We start from the raw sequence: 17,384 nt of genomic DNA, 5'->3' as shown, positions 1-17,384 counted from the left end.
GTAAACAGTGCCGGCCTCTTCGCGGGCAAGCCCGCGAAGAAGGCAACGCGGTTCCGGTTCAGAGCACCCGGCTTTCGAAGCGGCTCACACCCGGCAACTCAATCACCAGCTCATCACCGACATTGAACGGCCCTACGCCCGCCGGCGTACCGGTCAAGATCACATCCCCCGCCTGCAACGAGAAATGCGCCGCCATGTACTGGATCATCGGCACGATCGGGTTGAGCATCAACGCGCTGTTGCCGTCCTGCACCACTTTGCCATTGAGGGTCAGGCGCACCGGGATGTCGGTCACATCCTCGAAACTGGCCGCCGAAACGAACGGCGGCAGCACGCAGGCGCCGTCAAAGCTCTTGCACAGCTCCCAAGGCAGGCCCTTTTCCTTGAGCTTGGCCTGCACGTCGCGCAGGGTCAGGTCGAGCGCCGGGGCGTAACCGGAGATGGCGTCCAGCACCTCTTCTTCGGTTGGCTTGGTGGACAACGGCTTGCCCAGCAGCACAGCAATCTCGGCCTCGTAATGCACAACGCCACGGTCGGTCGGGATCTTGAAACCACCTTCCAGCGGCACCACGCAACTGCCCGGCTTGATGAACAGCAACGGCTCGCTGGGGATCGGGTTGTCCAGTTCCTTGGCATGCTCGGCATAGTTACGGCCGATGCACACCACCTTGCCCAACGGGAAGTGGATGCGCGTGCCGTCTACGTACTGGTGCTGGTAACTCATGGCCGACTCCTCTGCATACTGCTTATTATTCAGGAGCGAAGATCTTACCCGGATTCATGACGCCGTTAGGGTCGAAGACGGCCTTTATTGCCTTCATGCAGGCGATTTCTTCGGCCGAGCGGCTGTAGCCGAGGTAGTCACGCTTGGTCATGCCCACGCCATGCTCGGCCGAGATCGAGCCGTTGTAGCGCTGGACGATTTCGAACACCCACTTGTTGACCTTGGCGCAGGAGGCAAAGAAGTCATCTTTGCTCATGGCGTCGGGCTTGAGGATGTTCAGGTGCAGGTTGCCATCGCCGATATGGCCGTACCAGACCACCTCGTAGTCCGGGTAATGCTCGCCGACGATGGCATCGATGTCGCGCAAAAACGCCGGCACCTTGGAGACGGTGACAGAAATGTCGTTTTTGTACGGGGTCCAGTGGGAGATGGTTTCGGACAGGTACTCACGCAGCTTCCACAGGTTTTTCAGCTGGGTTTCGCTCTGGCTCATCACCCCGTCCAGCACCCAGCCCTGCTCGACACAGTGCTCGAAAGTGGCCAAGGCTTCGTTGGCGACCTCTTCGGTGCTGGCCTCGAACTCCAGCAGGGCATAAAACGGGCAATCGGTCTCGAAAGGCGCCGGCACATCGCCACGGCCCATGATCTTGGCCAGGCCCTTGTCGGAAAAGAACTCGAAGGCCGTCAGGTCGAGCTTGGCCTGGAAGGCATGCAGCACCGGCATGATCGAGTCGAAGTCCGGCGTGCCTAGCACCATCGCGGTGAGGTTGCGCGGGGCGCGGTCCAGGCGCATGGTCGCTTCGACCACAAAGCCCAGCGTGCCCTCGGCACCAATGAACAGCTGCCGCAGATCGTAACCGGTGGCGTTCTTGATCAGGTCTTTGTTCAGCTCCAGCAGCTCGCCCTTGCCGGTGACCACTTTCAGCCCGGCAACCCAGTTGCGGGTCATACCGTAGCGAATCACCTTGATGCCGCCGGCGTTGGTGCCGATGTTACCGCCAATCTGGCTGGAGCCGCTGGAGGCGAAGTCCACCGGGTAATACAGGCCTTGCTCCTCGGCATACGCCTGCAATTGCCGGGTAATCACCCCCGGCTGGCACACCACCGTACGGTCGAACGCATTGAAATCGAGAATCTGGTTCATGTAGTCGAACGCGACCACGACCTCGCCATTGGCCGCCACGGCACCGCCCGACAGCCCGGTACGCCCACCGGAAGGCACCAGCGCAACCTGATGGCGGTTGGCCCAGGCAACGATGGCCTGCACCTGCGCGATGCTCTTGGGGAACACGATGGCCGTGGGCGCTGGCGGGTAATGCTTGGTCCAGTCCTTGCCGTAGGCTTCGAGGGAAACGGCGTCAGTCAGGACCTTGCCAGGGTCGACAAGGGTCATCAGTTCATCAATAACAGCGGGGTGGGTCATCGCTGGAACTCTCGACTTATTCATAGTCACCCTGAGCACTCTTCACCTGTCGGGATAAGCTCAGATTGTGTCGCGTATGCTAGCATAGCCCTCCCGCTGTTCATGCTAAGGCCGACGCCGCGCCTAGCATCACCCCTCGCCATTTTTTCTCCGGGATACAGGTTTACGCAGATGAGCAAGACTTCTCTCGACAAGAGCAAGATCAGGTTCCTTCTTCTTGAAGGTGTGCACCAGAACGCGGTCGATACCCTCAAGGCTGCCGGCTACACCAACATCGAATACCTCACTGGTTCGTTGCCGGAAGCCGAGCTGAAGGAAAAGATCGCCGATGCCCACTTCATCGGCATCCGCTCGCGCACGCAACTGACTGAAGAGATCTTCGACTGCGCGAAGAAGCTGGTTGCGGTCGGCTGCTTCTGCATCGGTACCAACCAGGTCGACCTGGAAGCGGCCCGCGAGCGCGGTATCGCCGTGTTCAACGCCCCGTACTCGAACACCCGTTCGGTCGCCGAACTGGTGCTGGCCGAGGCCATCCTGCTGCTGCGCGGCATCCCCGAGAAGAACGCTTCGTGCCACCGTGGTGGCTGGATCAAGAGCGCGGCCAACTCCTTCGAGATCCGTGGCAAGAAGCTGGGCATCGTCGGCTACGGCTCGATCGGCACCCAACTGTCGGTCCTGGCTGAAAACTTAGGCATGCAGGTGTACTTCTTCGACCCGCTGACCAAGCTGCCGCTGGGCAACGCCGTCCAGGTCGCCAGCCTGCACGAGCTGCTGGGCCTGGCCGACATCGTCTCGCTGCATGTGCCTGAGCTGCCATCCACCCAGTGGATGATCGGCGAGAAGGAAATCCGCGCGATGAAGAAGGGCTCGATCCTGATCAACGCCGCCCGCGGTACCGTGGTCGAGCTGGATCACCTGGCTGCCGCGATCAAGGACAAGCACCTGATCGGCGCCGCCATCGACGTGTTCCCGGTCGAGCCGCGCTCCAACGACGAAGAGTTCGAAAGCCCGCTGCGCGGCCTGGACAACGTCATCCTGACCCCGCACATCGGTGGTTCCACCGCCGAGGCCCAGGCGAACATCGGCCTGGAAGTTGCCGAGAAGTTGGTCAAGTACAGCGACAACGGTACCTCGGTGTCTTCGGTCAACTTCCCGGAAGTTGCCCTGCCGGCGCACCCAGGCAAACACCGCCTGCTGCACATCCACGAAAACATCCCTGGCGTGCTCAGCGAGATCAACAAGGTCTTCGCCGAGAACGGCATCAACATCTCCGGTCAGTTCCTGCAGACCAACGAGAAAGTGGGTTACGTGGTGATCGACGTCGACGCCGAGTACTCGGACCTGGCGCAAGAGAAACTGCAGCACGTGAAGGGCACTATCCGCTCCCGCGTTCTGTTCTAAGTTTCAGGGCGGCATGAAAAAGGGAGGCCCTGGTGGCCTCCCTTTTTCGTGGGTGATTACTTCACCTCGACGGTGATCTTCTTCGATTCGACGCTCGGCTTGAACGGCACGTGGTACTTGTCGCCCAATACCAACTGCAAGGTGTGCTTGCCTGGGGTCAGGGTAATGGTCGCCTCGGTTTGTGCCTTGCCGAAGTGCAGCACTTGCGGGCCGGCCGGCAGCGGCGCGTTGTTCTCAGGCATCAGGCTGGTTGGCAGGGGCATGTCGGCCACCGGCTCTTTATCGACATCCACCAGCAGGTGGTGATGCCCGGTATGCGGGGTCTGATCACCCGCAGGCTTGAGCGCCATGCCCTCGATGCCGAACTTGACGGTGAAGGTCTTGTCGACCGTTGCGCCATCGGCGGGGGAAACGATGACGACCTTGGCATCCTTGGGCGGCTCCTGGCTCTTCAGGGCATCCGCGGCACTGGCGAACACCGAGGCCCCCATCAGCAGACCGGCTACGGCAGCACGCGAAAATAGGCTGTTCATTCACTTCTCCTGTGATTCACTTAAAGACCACTGCCGTTAAAACGTGCGACAGCGGTAGATCACCATAGCCCACAAAGAGAAATATTTCAGTTAGGGTTAAACCTCGCCAAGGCTTCAAGGTCATAGGCTGCGCTCGACCACGACGAGGAAGAAAGCCGTGGCGAATGAAATTCATCTGCCGAATAAAAAAGGGGCATTCATGCGTTCGACCCTAGGCGTACTGCTTGCAGTACTGATCAGTCCATTGGCCCAAGCCGAGCTGATAGACGACATCAACGACCGCGGCGAACTGCGCATTGCCGTGCAGTCCGATACACCGCCCTATGTATTCAAGGAAAACGACCACCTCACGGGTTTCGAGATCGAGTTCGGGCAAATCCTGGCCAAGGAACTGGACCTGCGGGCTGAATTCATTGAAACGCCAGCTGAAGAAGTTCTGCCGGGCGTGGAGAGTGGCAAGTACGACATCACCTTGAATGAACAGAACACCAGTAAACAGTTGGACGTGAGCCAGCCTTATGGTGAGAAGAAACAGGTCATTCCGTTCCAAAAAGACAACCCGGCGTTCGAGAGCGCGGTGAACAATGCCCTGCAACGGATCAAGGACGATGGGCGCATGGCAGAGCTGGAGCAGAAGTGGTTCAAGGGTACCCAGGAGACGGCTGCAGGCCAGTAGATGTTTATTGCCTGCCCCGGCCTCTTCGCGGGGCAAGCCCACAGGTTTTTCACCGGTCTTGAGAACCGTGCAGTATCTGTGGGAGCGGGCTTGCCCGCGAAGAGGCCGGGGCAGGATTAAGCTGAAAGCCCAGCCAACGCTTGTTGTGCTTCATCCAGCTCAAGCTCGCTGAACACCAGCACCCCTTCCCGGCGCAGCAGCGCCGTGGTCACGCCCTCCCCCGACACCTTCACCCCGCTGAAGGTGCCATCGTAGGTCAGGCGATTACCACACGAAGGGCTGCCAGACTTGAGCACCGCGACTTGAATCCCGTGCCGGCGCACCAGCGCCAACGCCAGCTGAGCACCGGCCAGAAACGCGTCGCTGACGTCCTCACCCGTCACCGTCAGCACCTGTGCCTGGCCATCGAGCACCGCGCTGCCCTGCCCGCCTGGGATCTCCGCAGGCGGTCGCGGTGTGGGCAAGCCACCGGCCACTTCCGGGCACAAGGGCACTACCCGCCCTGCCGCCTGCCAGGCTTGCAACACATCCGGATGGCCACTGGCGCGGCCGTCATAGCGCACCGGCTGCCCCAGCAGGCATGCGCTGACCAGCACCTTGGGCAACTCAGAACAGGTCATTGCCACGGCGCCGGAACCAGCCAGTCAACGACAGGCGCTCACGCCCGGCCGGCAATACCTCATGGGGCACATCGCCCGACAGGAACACCACCAGGCATCCGGCCACGGGCTGCACATCGTGCTCGACACCCTGCGCCAGGAACATGCGCAGCTGGCCGCCATCCTGCGGCTGCCAGTCTTCGTTCAAATAGAGCACTGCCGAAACCATGCGCCGGTCATCGTCACGAAAGCGATCCAGATGGCGGCGATAGAACGCGCCCGGCGGGTACAGGGCAAAATGGCATTCGAAATCTTCAAGGCCCAGGAACAGCCCCTGGTTGATGGCCAGGCGCAGCTGGTCCATGGCCGCCAGGTACTGGTCGCAGGCAGCGGCCTGGCCGGGGTCGATCCACTGGATCTGATCACCGCGGATCGCCTCGCGGATCTCCTGTGAAGCCCCGCGGCCAACCCCTGCCGGGTTGAGTTCGCCTTCGGCGTCACGGCGCCGGCACTCGGCCGCCAGCGCGCGCACCAGGTCGCCAGGCAAAAAGAGCGCCTGCTGGGACCAGCCATGGGTGGCCAGATCGTCAACGACGGCCGCAAGCATCGGGTGTTCAGGGGAGATGTGCATGGCGCGCATCATATCCATTAGCCTTGCACTCGCACAGCGCCACTTGGCCGAGAAGCGCGCTGATATCTCGACAAACCGACGCTGGGCCAAGGACAATGGCAGCCTGCCGACAGGAGTCCTGAATGCGCCGTCTGTTTTCCCTGATTCTGCTGATGATCTGCACCATGCCTGTCTGGGCAGACAGCCTGGATCAACTGTACAAGGCCGCCGGCTGGCCCGACCAGCGCGCCCACTTCAACGATGCCCTGAGCGCCGCCCAGGAACGCTATCGCAACAGCCTGCCGCCTGCCGTCTACCAAGCGCTGGTCAACAACAGCAATCAGCGCTTCCAGGCCCAGGCCGTGGACCGTCGTGCCCAAGCGAAACTGCGCGCAACCCTGAGCAACCCTGCGCCAGCGCTGGCCTTCTTCCAGTCGCCGCTGGGCCGCAAGGTGGTGGCTGCCGAACTGCAGGCCACGCGCAAGGACCAGTTGGCCAAGAACGCCAAAGGCCTGCCGAAGGTCCAGGCCAGTGACGACCGCCTGTTGCTTATCGGCCACTTGGCCCAGGCGTTGCCCGCCCGCGAGGCCGGTGCAGAGGTCAGCCTGGCGATTGCCGGCGTCGCCGCCGACAGCCTCAGTTCGATGATCCCGGGCCTGTTCGGCGGCGGCCAGGCCCAGAGCCTGCTCGATGGCCAGCGCCAACGCCTGATGGGCCAGATCGGCGAGGACCTCAACAATACGCTGTTGTACGTGTACCGCGACTTGTCCGACGCCGAGCTGGAACAATTCGCCAACTTCGCCGAATCGCCTGAGGGCAAGGCGTATTACCAGGCGGCACTGGCTGCCGTGCGCGCCGGCCTGGCGGTCGGCCAGAGTGCTGCCGACCTCAAGTGATCAGCCCAGGCGCTGGTCGATGAAGGTGAAGTAGCGCTGGCGAATGCCGGGCAGTTCATTGGCCAGGTGGTGCCGCGCCTCGGGCAGCATGAGTATTTGCGGCTCAGTGAACTTGGCCTTGAGCACCTCGAGGTTGTAGGGCCAGTCCACCGTGCCGTCCGCCTCACCCTGCACGATCAAGGGCCGCCGTGTGCTGCGTGGCGCGGCTTCTATGCGCTTGACCCAGGCGATCAGTGCGCCAACCCAGGCCGTGGGTAAACGACGCGGTTGCAGGGGGTCGGCCTCCAGAAACGCTAGGAAGGCCGGGTCGTTGGTGTTTTCGCTGAAGCGCCGTTCGATGCCGTTGACGAAATGGCGTAGCACGCAATAGCTGAGCTTCGACCAACGCCAGGAGCAGGGCCGTACCAGCGGCGCGAGCAGGATCACCTGCCCATCGGCCGGGCTTTGCTCGCCCCGGTGCAACAGGTGGTCGACCACGATGGCGCCGCCCGTGCTTTGCCCGCACAAATGCCAAGGCCGCGGCAGGTCCAGCCTGCGCGCTTGCTCGAAGAGTGCATCGAGCACCTGCTGATACAGCGAAAAGTCGCTGATGCTGGCCCGCTCACCGCTGGAAAGGCCATGGCCGGGCAGGTCACAGCTGATCACTGCATAACCCTGGCCCAGTGCCCACTCGATCACATGCCGGTAAAGGCCCATGTGGTCGTAATAGCCATGCAGCAGGAACACCGTGGCCACCGGCTGCGGCGGCAGCCAGACTTGCCCGACCAACTCGAACCCGGCCGCTTGAAAGCCACCCAGCCAACTGTGCACGGGCAGGTCCAGGCCATAAAAATGCTGGTAATCGCGCCCCTGTGCCGACAACGGCTGGCGATCGGTCAAGGGCGCGAGGCTGGCACGCAGAAGGTCGGGGAGCAAAGCGGCGGGCATCGGGTACATCCAGAGCGAAGCGAGTATTGATCTGTGATATTCAGCTCTAGCTGGCGTCGTGGCAAGCTTGCTCACCCTCGAACAACCAACACCTATCAAATTGTGGGAGCGGCCTTGTGTCGCGAAAGGGCCAATGACTCCTCATGAATAGCCGAATCATCAAAACATCGTGCACGGCAATCGCCCTACTGGTTGGCGTTGGCATTCTCTGGCAGGCCTACACCACCTTCCAGTCCCGCTACCTGCGCCCGTTCGACAACCAGGCCACCCTGTTCGACGGCAGCCAACTGCGCCTGCCCGCAGAACTGGCTGGCCCCGGCCCGATCCGTGTGGTGCACTTCTGGGACCCGGCCTGCCCCTGCAATGTGGGCAACCAGCAGCACCTGGCCGACCTGGTCAGCCACTTCGCAGGCGACGGCGTCAGCTTCCATGTGCTGCAAAAACCCGGCAGCCACGGCCAGTTGCCCGCGAACCTCAGCGCCCTCAAGCCCCTCGCCAGCCTGCCCGGCAGCGAACACCTGCCCGCCTCCCCGGCCGTGGCCATCTGGGACCGACAAGGCCACCTCGCCTACTTCGGGCCTTACAGTGAAGGGGCGGTGTGCAACGCCAGCAACAGTTTCATCGAACCGATCCTCAAGGCGTTGATCGACAACCGCCAGGTGACCGCCTCCAACACCTTGGCGGTGGGTTGCTACTGCCCTTGGGCCGGCTGACGCACCCGCGCCGGGTTACCGACCACCACCGCACCCGCCGGCACATCGCGGGTGACCACACTGCCCGCGCCGACCACCGCGTTGTCGCCAAGGGTCACCCCCGGCAGGATGATCGCCCCGCCACCAATCCACACATTGTTGCCAATACTCACCGGCCGGCCGCTTTCCAACCCGGTGCGCCGCAGCTCAGGGTCGAGTGGGTGGTCGGCGGTGTAGATCTGCACCGCCGGACCAATCTGGCAATCGTCGCCGATGCGCACCGGCAGCACGTCGAGGATCACGCAGTTGAAGTTGATGAAGGTGTTGCGGCCAATGCTGATGTTGTAGCCATAGTCGCAATAGAACGGCGGGCGGATCACCGTGCCGTCGCCGGCCTGGCCAAAATGCTCGGCGAGCAGGCCGTGACGTGCGTCGTTGAGCAGCTCGAAACTGCTGTTGTAGCGCTGCATCCAGTGCTTGTTGGCAATTTGCTCGGCCTGCAGCTCGGGGCAGCCGGCATGGTAGAGCTGGCCTGCGAGCATTTTCTGTTTTTCGCTGAGGGACATGGAAACTCCTTTCGAGGGCTATGCTCTGTGCGCGAATCCGTCGATGATCGGACCACAGTTTCCGCTCGAATGCACAAGGAGTCTCGATGAAGCGCAGCCTGACCCTGTTGGCCGTGGTAATCGCCGTGGCCGCTGGCGCCGGATACGGGTACGTGCACGGCAAGCTGCCGCAACGCGAGGGCGAAGTGGCGATCGCCGGCCTGCAGGCGCCGGTCAGCGTGCGCTATGACAGCCGCGGCGTTCCGCACCTGCAGGCACAGAACGAACAGGACCTGTACCGCGCCCTCGGCTTTGTGCACGCCCAGGACCGGTTGTTCCAGATGGAGATCATGCGCCGCCTGGCGCGCGGTGAGTTGGCCGAAGTGCTGGGCGAAAAACTCGTGCCCACCGACACCCTGTTCCGCAGCTTGCGTATTCGCGACCAAGCGGCGCTGATGGTGCAGCGGCAGAACCGCCAATCACCCGCCTGGCAGGCCCTGCAAGCCTACCTGGAGGGCATCAACAGCTGGCAGGCCAGCCACCCCAAGCCGATCGAGTTCGACCTGCTGGGCATCACCCCCCGCCCGTTCACCGCTGAAGACACCCTGAGCATCGCCGGTTACCTGGCCTACAGCTTCGCCGCCGCGTTCCGCACCGAGCCCGCGCTCACCTATATTCGCGACCAGCTCGGCCCGCAGTACCTGAACATCTTCGACCTCGACTGGCAACCCGAAGGCGCCCTGGCCGCGCCCTTGGCGGCCGCCGACTGGCGCAGCCTGGAGGCACTTGCCCGGCTTAGCCACGACGCGTTGGGCGACGCGGGTATCCCGCAATTCGAAGGCAGCAACGCCTGGGCCGTCGCCGGCAGCCGCACCCGCAGCGGCAAGCCACTGCTGGCCGGTGACCCACACATCAGCTTCGCGGTACCGGCGGTGTGGTACGAGGCCGAATTGTCGGCCCCTGGGTTCAACCTGTATGGCTACTTCCAGGCACTGAACCCCTTCGCGCTGCTCGGCCACAACCGCGACTTCGGCTGGAGCCTGACGATGTTCCAGAACGATGACGTCGACCTGATCGCCGAACGGACCAACCCCGAAAACACCGACCAGGTGATGATCGACGGCACCTGGCAAACCTTGCAAAAGACCGAGCAAACCCTCGCCGTCAAAGGCGAGGCGCCCGTCACCCTCAGCCTGCGCCGCTCGCCCCACGGCCCGATCGTCAACGAGGTATTGGGCGCTACCGCCGGGACCACGCCGGTGGCCATGTGGTGGGCGTTTCTGGAAACCGAAAACCCGATCCTCGACGGGTTTTACCAGCTCAACCGCGCCGACACCCTGGGCAAGATGCGCGAGGCGGCCGCCAAGGTTCAGGCGCCTGGGCTGAACTTCGTCTGGGCCAATGACCGTGGCGATATCGGCTGGTGGGCTGCGGCACAACTGCCGATCCGCCCGGCGGGAGTCAACCCGACATTCATCCTCGATGGCGCCAGCCCGCAGGCAGACAAGCTCGGTTTCTACCCCTTCAGCGCCAACCCGCAGCAAGAAAACCCCGCACGCGGCTACATCGTGTCGGCCAACTACCAACCGCCCTCGGCCGTGCCCGTGCCGGGTTACTACAACCTGCCGGACCGTGGCCGCCAGCTCGACCGTCACCTGGCCAACCCTGACGTGAAGTGGGATACCCAAAACAGCCAGGCCCTGCAGCTGGACACCGCCAGCGACCATGGCCCACGCACCCTTGCACCGCTGCTGGCGACGCTGCGCTCAGTGGCCGAAGGGGACGAGGAAAAGGAGCTGGTCGAGCAACTGGCCGCCTGGAGCGGTGACTACCCCCTGGACTCGATCAGCGCCACGTTGTTCAACCAGTTTTTGTATGAACTGGCGTTCGCGGCCCTACATGACGAACTGGGCGACACCTGGTTCCCGGTGCTGATCAGCACCCGCGCAATCGATGCCGCGCTGCCTCGTTTGGCCGCCGATGCCGAGTCGCCATGGTGGAGCACGCGGGGAGCAAACGAACGCACCGACCGCACTGCGATCGTGCGCATCGCCTGGCAAAAAAGCGTGAAGCACCTGCGAGACACCCTGGGCAGCGACCCGGCCAGTTGGCAATGGGGCAAAGCCCATACCCTGACCCATAACCATCCGCTTGGCGTGAAGAAGCCGCTGAACCTGCTGTTCAACGTCGGCCCGTTCGCGGCGCCTGGCACGCATGAGGTGCCCAACAACCTGTCGGCGAAAATTGGGCCGGCACCTTGGCCGGTGACGTATGGCCCTTCGACACGCAGGCTGATCGACTTTGCCGATGCCGGGCAGGCCTTGACCAGTAACCCGGTCGGGCAAAGCGGGGTACCGTTTGATAAGCACTATTCGGATCAGGCTGCAGGGTACATCGAGGGGCAGTACCAACGGGCGCAGATGGGGGTGATTCCGGCGCAGAGTACCTTGCGATTGGTGCCGGCTGAGTAAGGGGCTGCTACGCACCCCATTCGCGGGACAAGCCCGCTCCCACAGGAGTGACGCCACAGTTAGCGACGCGCCTGTGGGAGCGGGCTTGCCCCGCGAATGGGCCGCATAGCGGCCCTCGTTACACGATCAACCCTGCCACTTGCCCCCTTCGACAATCACGCTCTCAGGCTTGGTGTCATCGCTCAGTTCCTTGCGCACATACTGGTCATACAGCTTGAGCAGAAACTTCTCTTCACCCAGCTTGGCCAGCTCGGCATTCACCCAGTCGCGCAACTCGGTGTTGCCCTTCTTCACCGCCGGGGCAATCGGTGCCTCGTCGCCTAGCAGCTCAGGCAACACGCGGTAGCCTGGGTTCTGCTTGGCCCAGCTGAACACCATCATCGTCACCACTGGCACCACGGCCGATATCTGGCTGACCAAAACCCACCCGGACTGGAAGCTGCTCAAGTTCGAGAAAAACAGCGAGTCACTGCAAGCCCTGGCCACTGGCCGCGGCGATGCCTATGCCCAGGACAACCTGATTGTCGGCCAGGTCGTCGAGTTTCTGCACCGCGCTGCCGTCAGCAACGATGGCTTGCACGGCGACGCGCAGGTTGGGGTTGGTGAAGTCCACCGCTTCCTTGCGCTCTGGCGTTACGGTCATGTTGGCCAGGATAAGGTCGACCTTGTCACTCTGCAGGAACGGAATGCGGCTGGCCGGCTCCACGGCAACGAACTCGACTTTGTTCTCGTCGCCCAGCAGGTCCTTGGCCAAGCGGCGACCGATGTCGGTATCGAAGCCGACATAGCGCCCCTTTTCATCGACGAAACCGAAGGGTGGCTTGTCGGTGAATACGCCGACGATCAGTTTGTCGCGGGCCTTGATGGTTTCCAGGTAGCTGGTGGCCGGCGAGGCCGCTGCGGGTTTGGTGGGTTCTTCGGCCTTGTTGCAGCCGGCCAGCAGGGCCAGGCCGAACAGCGGCGCCAGCAGTTTGGTGAGGTTGGCAGTTTTCATGACAGTTCCTTGTGCAGTGTCTTCGGCAGGCTTTCTACAAAGGAGAATTTCTCCAGGAACTGCTGCGCGCGTGCGGTCTGCGGTCGGGTGAAGAAGCTCTCGGGCTCGCTCTGTTCAAGGACCCTGCCGGCCTCCATGAACACGATGCGGTCGGCCACCGCGCGGGCGAAGGCCATTTCATGGGTAACGATGAGCAGGGTCATGCCGTCGCGGGCCAGGCCCTGGATCACCTGCAGCACCTCCTTGACCATTTCCGGGTCGAGGGCCGCCGTGACTTCATCGAACAGCATTACCTCGGGGTTCATGCACAGCGACCGGACGATCGCGATGCGTTGCTGCTGGCCGCCGGACAACTGCCGCGGGTAGGCATCGCGCTTGTCCAGCAGCCCCACCCGCGCCAGCAGCGCCTCGGCCTGGGCCTGGGCTTCGGCGCGCTCGCGCTTTTGCACCTTGAGCGGGCCAAGCAACAGGTTGTCGATCACACTCATGTGGCCGAACAGGTGGTAACTCTGGAACACCATGCCTACCCGCTGGCGCACATGGCGCCAGTCGGTGCGTGGGTCGAGCAGCTCCTGGCCGTCCAGGCGCAGGTGGCCACTGTGGGCTTGTTCCAGGCCATTCAAGCAGCGCAGCAAGGTACTCTTGCCACAACCGCTAGGCCCCAGCACTACCAGCACCTCGCCGGCTTGCACCTTGAGGTCGACGTCCTTGAGCACCTGCTGCTCACCAAAAAACTTGTTGAAACCCTGGAATTCGATCAATGCGCTCATGAGTGTGCCCAACGGCGTTCCAGCACGCGCGAAGCGGCGGACAGCGGATAACAGATGATGAAGAAGAACAGGAACAACGCGCCGTAGATCAGCACCGACTCGTAGGTACGCTCGATGATCTGCTGGCCTGCCTTGATCACCTCGACAACGCCGATCAATACCGCCAACGAGCTGGTCTTGATGATCCGCGTATAGAGGTTGATGGTCGGCGGGGTCATGCGCTTGAGTGCCTGGGGCAGCAGCACATAGCCATACAGCTGCCAGCCGGACAGGCCGATCGACAGCCCGGCCTCACGCTGGCCACGTGGCAGCGAACGCAACGCGCCGCGCACCACCTCACCGATTTCGCTGGCACCCCACAGGCCCAGCACCACCACCGCGCACCAGAAACTGGGGATGCTCACGCCAAAGAAGATCGGCAGGCCGAAAAACACCAGGTACAGCCAGACCAGCACGGGGATGGCACGGAACAGCTCCAGATACACCTGCAGAACGATGTTCAGGCCACGGTTGCCAAGGGTGGCCAACACGCCATACAGCACGCCGCCCAAGGTGGCGAAGAGCATGCCCAACGCCGAAATGGCCAAGGTCTGTGCTGCGCCGCTGGCCAGTTGCGGCAGCGACACCCACAGCAGTTCAGGCGCCGAACTGGCCATGCTGCAGCCTCCTTTCCAGGTACCGCAGCAGCAATGACAGCGGCAGAAACAGCAGCACGCAAAGCAGGGTCAGCACAGCGAGCATTTCGTAGGTTTTGTAGTACAGCGCGATGTAGTTCTTGGTGGTGTAGAGGATCTCGGGAACGGCCACGGCCGAAACGACGGTGGTTTCCTTGAGCAGGAAAATGAAGTTGGCGAACAGCGCTGGCAGGCTGAGGATGCTGGCCTGAGGCAGAATCACATGGCGCAGCAGTTGGCCCTCGGACAGACCGATGGAGCGCCCGGACTCCAGTTGAGCGCGCGGCACTGCTTCCACACCGGCACGCAGTACCTCGGTCAGGTAAGCGCCGCCCATGAACGTCATGGTGATGATCGCTGCAGTGAAGCCGGAGATCTTCAGGCCCACGCTGGGCAAGGCGAAGTACACGAAGAACAGCTGGATCAACAACGGGGTATTGCGCGCCAGCTCGACGTAGCCTTTGACCAGGCGCGACAGGTAGGGCGTACGCAGCACCAGTAGCGTGGCGTTGACCAGGGCTACCAGCAACGAGGTGGCGATGGCGATCAGGCCCACCTGCAAGGTCACGCCCACGGCGTTGAGAAACGCCGGCAGGGTGCTGAGGATGAAAGGGATATCGAAGGTCATGGGTAGAACAGTCATGCGGGGTGCGAGGAGCACGATCACTAGACTTTAAAGCTATAAAAAACTTTCAATAAATATCTTTATTGCATATCAATAGTACGGACTAACGCACCAACAAAAACGCCGACGCAATGGCGTCGGCGTTTTCAGGCGCGGGGCTCCGAACGGATTAGAACGCCGGCAGCACGGCACCGCTGTATTTCTTGGCGATGAACGCTTTCACTTCCGGGCTGGTCAGGGCTTTGGCCAGTTTCTGGATAGCGTCGCTGTCCTTGTTGTCCGGGCGGGCAACCAGGAAGTTGACGTACGGCGAGTCGGCGCCTTCGATCACCAGCGCGTCCTTGGCCGGGTTCAGGCCAGCTTCCAGGGCGTAGTTGGTGTTGATCATGTCCAGGTCAACCTGATCCAGCACACGCGGCAGCATGGCCGATTCCAGCTCGCGGAACTTCAGTTTCTTCGGGTTCTCGGCGATGTCTTTCGGGGTGGCCAGGGCGTTTTTCGGGTCTTTCAGGGTAATCAGGCCAGCCTTCTGCAACAGCAGCAGGGCGCGGCCGCTGTTGCTGCCTTCGTTAGGGATGGCAACGGTAGCGCCTTCTTTGAGCTCGCTCAGGTTCTTGACCTTCTTCGAGTAGCCACCGAACGGTTCAACGTGTACACCGACCACGGTTTCCAGGTGGGTGCCCTTGCCTTCGTTGAAGTTTTGCAGGTACGGCAGGGTCTGGAAGTAGTTGGCGTCCAGGCGTTTCTGGTCAACCTGCACGTTCGGCTGCACGTAGTCGGTGAAGACCTTGATCTGCAGGTCCACACCTTCTTTGGCGAGGGTCGGCTTGATCAGCTCGAGGATCTCGGCATGCGGCACCGGGGTGGCGGCAACCACCAGTTTCTCGGCGGCGTTGGCCAGGCCGGCGAACGACAGGGCAGCGGCCAGGGCGGTGGTCAGCAGGGTCTTCTTCATGGTGGTCCTTATTCTGAATCTGGGCCATCGGCGATGGCGAAGTCGTGTGCCCTGCCCCGTGTCGGGTGAGCGTGAAGCGGACAATACCGAGATTTCTTATGCCGCAACAATATCTTTTAATTCGCTGCTTATTCCAAAAACAAACTGCCATCACCGCCTTTGCTTATGAGCACTGTCTAGCGCGCAGGGTTGGCCAGGTCGAGGTCTTCCGGCTGGATCTCTTCGCTGTCATTCACCAGCAAGGCGAAGTGGATGACGTTCTCCAGCTCGCGGGTGTTGCCGGGCCAGGCATGGGCTTCCAGCACCTGCTGGGCGGCGTCGCTGATCAGCGGCACCGAGCGCTGCAGGCGGGCGGTATAGATACCCACGAAGTACTCGGCCAGCGGCAGGATATCGCCACGTCGCTCGCGCAACGGCGGCAGCTCCAACGCGCCCTCACGCAGGTACTGGTACAAGCGCTCATTGAACCTGCCGGCCTTCACCACCCGCGCCAGGTCGATGCTGGTCGCCGCCACCAGGCGCACATCCACAGGCTGGGGCTGCTGCGCGCCGACGCGTGTCACTTCACGGTTTTCCAGTGCGGCCAGCAGCTTGCCCTGAATCTCCAGCGGCAAGTCGGCAATCTCGTCCAGGTACAGCGTGCCGCCGTTGGCCGAGCCGAACCAACCGGCGCGGCTGCTGGCGGTGCCGCCGTGGGTACCGGCGCTGTAACCGAACAACTCGGCGTCGGCATAGGTCGGGCTTATGGCCGCGCAGTTGACCGAGACGAACAGCCCGGCGCGGTCACTGGCGCGGTGAATCTGCCGTGCCAGCAACTCCTTGCCGGTGCCGGTCTCGCCACGAATCAACACCGGCAAGGGCTGCGGCGCCAGGCGTTCGAGGTCTTCGCGCAGCTGTTGCGAGCGCGGGTCGATGAACACCAGGGCCTTTGCACGAATGCTCAGTGGGCTCTTGTCCAGCTCGGGAAAGGTCAGCAGCGGCTGGCCAAACGGGTTTTGAAAAGTCATGAAAAACTCCCGCCCCAGGCCTTCGGTGGCCGGGCGTCAGGCAAAGGGTAATCAGTCGGGGGGCGATCAGGCGCGGCGCAGTGCGCGTTGCTCCACCCGGCTCTGCAAGCGGTACAGGTAGGCGAAGCCTTGTTCCCAACGCTCGTGGCCGGACTTGACGTTGATGTGCCCGGCGTTGGTCAGCAAGCCCACTTCGGCCCCCCAGGCCTGGGCCAGGAGCAGCGCGCGCGGCACGCTTACCGCCGGGTCGTTGTCGGAGCTGACCACCTGGCTTGGGAACGGCAACGCCTGCATCGGAATCGGCGCGAAGTTGCGCAGTGCTGGCGCGCAGGTCGGCCGCTCGACATCCGCCGGCGCCACCAGCAATGCGCCACGTACCTGGCGCAGCAACGCCGGGCTGGCCTCGGCGGCCCAGTGGGCGACCGTGACGCAGCCCAGGCTGTGTGCGATGAGAATCACCGGCGAGCGTTCGGCGGCAATCGCCTGCTCCAGGGCCTGCACCCAATCGCGCCGTTGCGGGGTCAGCCAGTCGTGCTGCTCGACCCGGGCGCTGTTGGGCAGGGTGCGCTGCCAGTGACTCTGCCAATGGTTGTCTGGCGATCCTTGCCAGCCCGGCACAATCAGGTAACGAATCGACTCATTGCGCATGGGGACGCCTCCAGTAAGTTTGCGTGCTTGGAGACCAGTATAGGGAGGCAGTTATATTCGTAAAGGAATAAGAAGCTATTTGTTAATAACCTAAATGAATTTCTTTGGGGGGGGGTGCGAAGCGATTGTTGCGAGGATGGGGATGGCCACGGGGGGGCCTGGCTTGGGGGAGGGCGGTGGGGCATATATCGACCGCCGCCCGCGCGGCGCTTCG

18 protein-coding genes and 1 pseudogene are annotated in these 17,384 nt (G+C 62.6%); 5 read left to right on the top strand and 14 right to left on the bottom strand.

Annotated features, from left to right (window positions below):
• Positions 1–58: 58 nt before the first annotated feature.
• Both MFF34_RS27085 and MFF34_RS27080 read right to left on the bottom strand, forming a co-directional pair.
• Positions 59–724 carry a fumarylacetoacetate hydrolase family protein gene (locus tag MFF34_RS27085; protein WP_085272215.1) on the bottom strand — a complete coding sequence of 222 codons (666 nt, stop codon included), beginning with the start codon at positions 722–724 and terminating at the stop codon, positions 59–61.
• Between the two features lie 25 nt (positions 725–749).
• Positions 750–2,147 carry an FAD-binding oxidoreductase gene (locus MFF34_RS27080; protein WP_238217607.1) on the bottom strand — a complete coding sequence of 466 codons (1,398 nt, stop codon included), beginning with the start codon at positions 2,145–2,147 and terminating at the stop codon, positions 750–752.
• Between the two features lie 171 nt (positions 2,148–2,318).
• Here MFF34_RS27080 and serA point away from each other — a divergent pair, with 171 nt between their 5' ends.
• Positions 2,319–3,548 (top strand): phosphoglycerate dehydrogenase, encoded by a 1,230-nt coding sequence (gene serA / locus MFF34_RS27075; RefSeq protein WP_027592284.1) that lies wholly within the window; start codon positions 2,319–2,321, stop codon positions 3,546–3,548.
• Positions 3,549–3,604: 56 nt separating this feature from the next.
• On the opposite strand, the gene MFF34_RS27070 is transcribed toward serA, so the two are convergent.
• Positions 3,605–4,081 (bottom strand): DUF4399 domain-containing protein, encoded by a 477-nt coding sequence (locus MFF34_RS27070; RefSeq protein WP_238217605.1) that lies wholly within the window; start codon positions 4,079–4,081, stop codon positions 3,605–3,607.
• A 199-nt stretch (positions 4,082–4,280) separates the two neighbouring features.
• On the opposite strand from MFF34_RS27070, the gene MFF34_RS27065 reads away from it, so the two are divergent.
• On the top strand, positions 4,281–4,757 hold the full coding sequence (locus MFF34_RS27065; RefSeq protein WP_238217603.1) for a transporter substrate-binding domain-containing protein: 477 nt from the start codon (positions 4,281–4,283) through the stop codon (positions 4,755–4,757).
• Between the two features lie 116 nt (positions 4,758–4,873).
• Here MFF34_RS27065 and MFF34_RS27060 read toward each other — a convergent pair whose 3' ends face one another.
• Both MFF34_RS27060 and MFF34_RS27055 read right to left on the bottom strand, forming a co-directional pair.
• Positions 4,874–5,377: a DUF523 domain-containing protein gene (locus tag MFF34_RS27060; RefSeq protein ID WP_238217602.1), complete on the bottom strand. Its 504-nt coding sequence runs from the start codon at positions 5,375–5,377 to the stop codon at positions 4,874–4,876.
• Positions 5,364–5,996 carry a 2OG-Fe(II) oxygenase gene (locus MFF34_RS27055; RefSeq protein WP_027592280.1) on the bottom strand — a complete coding sequence of 211 codons (633 nt, stop codon included), beginning with the start codon at positions 5,994–5,996 and terminating at the stop codon, positions 5,364–5,366. Before MFF34_RS27055 ends, MFF34_RS27060 begins: the two co-directional genes overlap by 14 nt.
• A gap of 113 nt (positions 5,997–6,109) precedes the next feature.
• Here MFF34_RS27055 and MFF34_RS27050 point away from each other — a divergent pair, with 113 nt between their 5' ends.
• On the top strand, positions 6,110–6,862 hold the full coding sequence (locus tag MFF34_RS27050) for a DUF2059 domain-containing protein (RefSeq protein ID WP_027592279.1): 753 nt from the start codon (positions 6,110–6,112) through the stop codon (positions 6,860–6,862).
• On the opposite strand, the gene MFF34_RS27045 is transcribed toward MFF34_RS27050, so the two are convergent.
• On the bottom strand, positions 6,863–7,789 hold the full coding sequence (locus MFF34_RS27045) for an alpha/beta hydrolase (protein ID WP_238217600.1): 927 nt from the start codon (positions 7,787–7,789) through the stop codon (positions 6,863–6,865).
• A 143-nt stretch (positions 7,790–7,932) separates the two neighbouring features.
• Here MFF34_RS27045 and MFF34_RS27040 point away from each other — a divergent pair, with 143 nt between their 5' ends.
• A complete protein-coding gene (locus tag MFF34_RS27040) occupies positions 7,933–8,502 on the top strand; it encodes a DUF6436 domain-containing protein (RefSeq protein ID WP_238217598.1) in 570 nt (189 codons plus the stop codon).
• Here the strand turns inward: MFF34_RS27040 and MFF34_RS27035 are convergent.
• Entirely contained in the window at positions 8,481–9,047 is a 567-nt protein-coding gene (locus MFF34_RS27035) for a sugar O-acetyltransferase (protein ID WP_238217596.1), read from the bottom strand. The genes MFF34_RS27040 and MFF34_RS27035 overlap by 22 nt on opposite strands.
• Positions 9,048–9,133: 86 nt before the next feature.
• Here MFF34_RS27035 and MFF34_RS27030 point away from each other — a divergent pair, with 86 nt between their 5' ends.
• Entirely contained in the window at positions 9,134–11,497 is a 2,364-nt protein-coding gene (locus tag MFF34_RS27030; protein WP_238217594.1) for a penicillin acylase family protein, read from the top strand.
• 126 nt (positions 11,498–11,623) lie between these two features.
• Here the strand turns inward: MFF34_RS27030 and MFF34_RS28425 are convergent.
• The 7 genes and pseudogenes from MFF34_RS28425 to MFF34_RS26995 form a co-directional block, all read right to left on the bottom strand.
• Positions 11,624–12,491, bottom strand: a pseudogene (locus MFF34_RS28425) (transporter substrate-binding domain-containing protein).
• Positions 12,488–13,261: an amino acid ABC transporter ATP-binding protein gene (locus tag MFF34_RS27020; protein ID WP_238217686.1), complete on the bottom strand. Its 774-nt coding sequence runs from the start codon at positions 13,259–13,261 to the stop codon at positions 12,488–12,490. Before MFF34_RS27020 ends, MFF34_RS28425 begins: the two are co-directional and overlap by 4 nt.
• Positions 13,258–13,917 carry an amino acid ABC transporter permease gene (locus MFF34_RS27015; protein WP_238217592.1) on the bottom strand — a complete coding sequence of 220 codons (660 nt, stop codon included), beginning with the start codon at positions 13,915–13,917 and terminating at the stop codon, positions 13,258–13,260. The genes MFF34_RS27020 and MFF34_RS27015 overlap by 4 nt, the downstream gene beginning before the upstream one ends.
• Complete coding sequence (locus MFF34_RS27010) at positions 13,898–14,563, bottom strand: amino acid ABC transporter permease (protein ID WP_027592271.1); 666 nt, start codon at positions 14,561–14,563, stop codon at positions 13,898–13,900. The genes MFF34_RS27015 and MFF34_RS27010 overlap by 20 nt, the downstream gene beginning before the upstream one ends.
• A gap of 166 nt (positions 14,564–14,729) precedes the next feature.
• Positions 14,730–15,515, bottom strand: coding sequence for a MetQ/NlpA family ABC transporter substrate-binding protein (locus MFF34_RS27005; RefSeq protein ID WP_099430729.1), 786 nt, complete (start codon positions 15,513–15,515; stop codon positions 14,730–14,732).
• 176 nt (positions 15,516–15,691) lie between these two features.
• Positions 15,692–16,522 carry a sigma 54-interacting transcriptional regulator gene (locus MFF34_RS27000; protein WP_085272209.1) on the bottom strand — a complete coding sequence of 277 codons (831 nt, stop codon included), beginning with the start codon at positions 16,520–16,522 and terminating at the stop codon, positions 15,692–15,694.
• 66 nt (positions 16,523–16,588) lie between these two features.
• Positions 16,589–17,170 (bottom strand): alpha/beta hydrolase, encoded by a 582-nt coding sequence (locus tag MFF34_RS26995; RefSeq protein WP_238217590.1) that lies wholly within the window; start codon positions 17,168–17,170, stop codon positions 16,589–16,591.
• Positions 17,171–17,384 lie beyond the last annotated feature (214 nt).

Origin of the sequence: Pseudomonas sp. PAGU 2196, assembly GCF_022179005.1 — a bacterium.
In the GTDB taxonomy this organism is placed as follows: Bacteria; Pseudomonadota; Gammaproteobacteria; order Pseudomonadales; family Pseudomonadaceae; genus Aquipseudomonas; species Aquipseudomonas kermanshahensis.
The sequence above is the reverse complement of the archived record's forward strand: the minus strand, read 5'-3'. Positions and strand labels throughout refer to the sequence as shown.

Coding starts and splice junctions, on each gene's coding strand:
- MFF34_RS27085 (WP_085272215.1), bottom strand. CDS start 724: ATGAGTTACCAGCACCAGTACGTAGACGGCACGCGCATCCACTTCCCG.
- MFF34_RS27080 (WP_238217607.1), bottom strand. CDS start 2,147: ATGACCCACCCCGCTGTTATTGATGAACTGATGACCCTTGTCGACCCT.
- serA (WP_027592284.1), top strand. CDS start 2,319: ATGAGCAAGACTTCTCTCGACAAGAGCAAGATCAGGTTCCTTCTTCTT.
- MFF34_RS27070 (WP_238217605.1), bottom strand. CDS start 4,081: ATGAACAGCCTATTTTCGCGTGCTGCCGTAGCCGGTCTGCTGATGGGG.
- MFF34_RS27065 (WP_238217603.1), top strand. CDS start 4,281: ATGCGTTCGACCCTAGGCGTACTGCTTGCAGTACTGATCAGTCCATTG.
- MFF34_RS27060 (WP_238217602.1), bottom strand. CDS start 5,377: ATGACCTGTTCTGAGTTGCCCAAGGTGCTGGTCAGCGCATGCCTGCTG.
- MFF34_RS27055 (WP_027592280.1), bottom strand. CDS start 5,996: ATGCGCGCCATGCACATCTCCCCTGAACACCCGATGCTTGCGGCCGTC.
- MFF34_RS27050 (WP_027592279.1), top strand. CDS start 6,110: ATGCGCCGTCTGTTTTCCCTGATTCTGCTGATGATCTGCACCATGCCT.
- MFF34_RS27045 (WP_238217600.1), bottom strand. CDS start 7,789: ATGCCCGCCGCTTTGCTCCCCGACCTTCTGCGTGCCAGCCTCGCGCCC.
- MFF34_RS27040 (WP_238217598.1), top strand. CDS start 7,933: ATGAATAGCCGAATCATCAAAACATCGTGCACGGCAATCGCCCTACTG.
- MFF34_RS27035 (WP_238217596.1), bottom strand. CDS start 9,047: ATGTCCCTCAGCGAAAAACAGAAAATGCTCGCAGGCCAGCTCTACCAT.
- MFF34_RS27030 (WP_238217594.1), top strand. CDS start 9,134: ATGAAGCGCAGCCTGACCCTGTTGGCCGTGGTAATCGCCGTGGCCGCT.
- MFF34_RS27020 (WP_238217686.1), bottom strand. CDS start 13,261: ATGAGCGCATTGATCGAATTCCAGGGTTTCAACAAGTTTTTTGGTGAG.
- MFF34_RS27015 (WP_238217592.1), bottom strand. CDS start 13,917: ATGGCCAGTTCGGCGCCTGAACTGCTGTGGGTGTCGCTGCCGCAACTG.
- MFF34_RS27010 (WP_027592271.1), bottom strand. CDS start 14,563: ATGACCTTCGATATCCCTTTCATCCTCAGCACCCTGCCGGCGTTTCTC.
- MFF34_RS27005 (WP_099430729.1), bottom strand. CDS start 15,515: ATGAAGAAGACCCTGCTGACCACCGCCCTGGCCGCTGCCCTGTCGTTC.
- MFF34_RS27000 (WP_085272209.1), bottom strand. CDS start 16,522: ATGACTTTTCAAAACCCGTTTGGCCAGCCGCTGCTGACCTTTCCCGAG.
- MFF34_RS26995 (WP_238217590.1), bottom strand. CDS start 17,170: ATGCGCAATGAGTCGATTCGTTACCTGATTGTGCCGGGCTGGCAAGGA.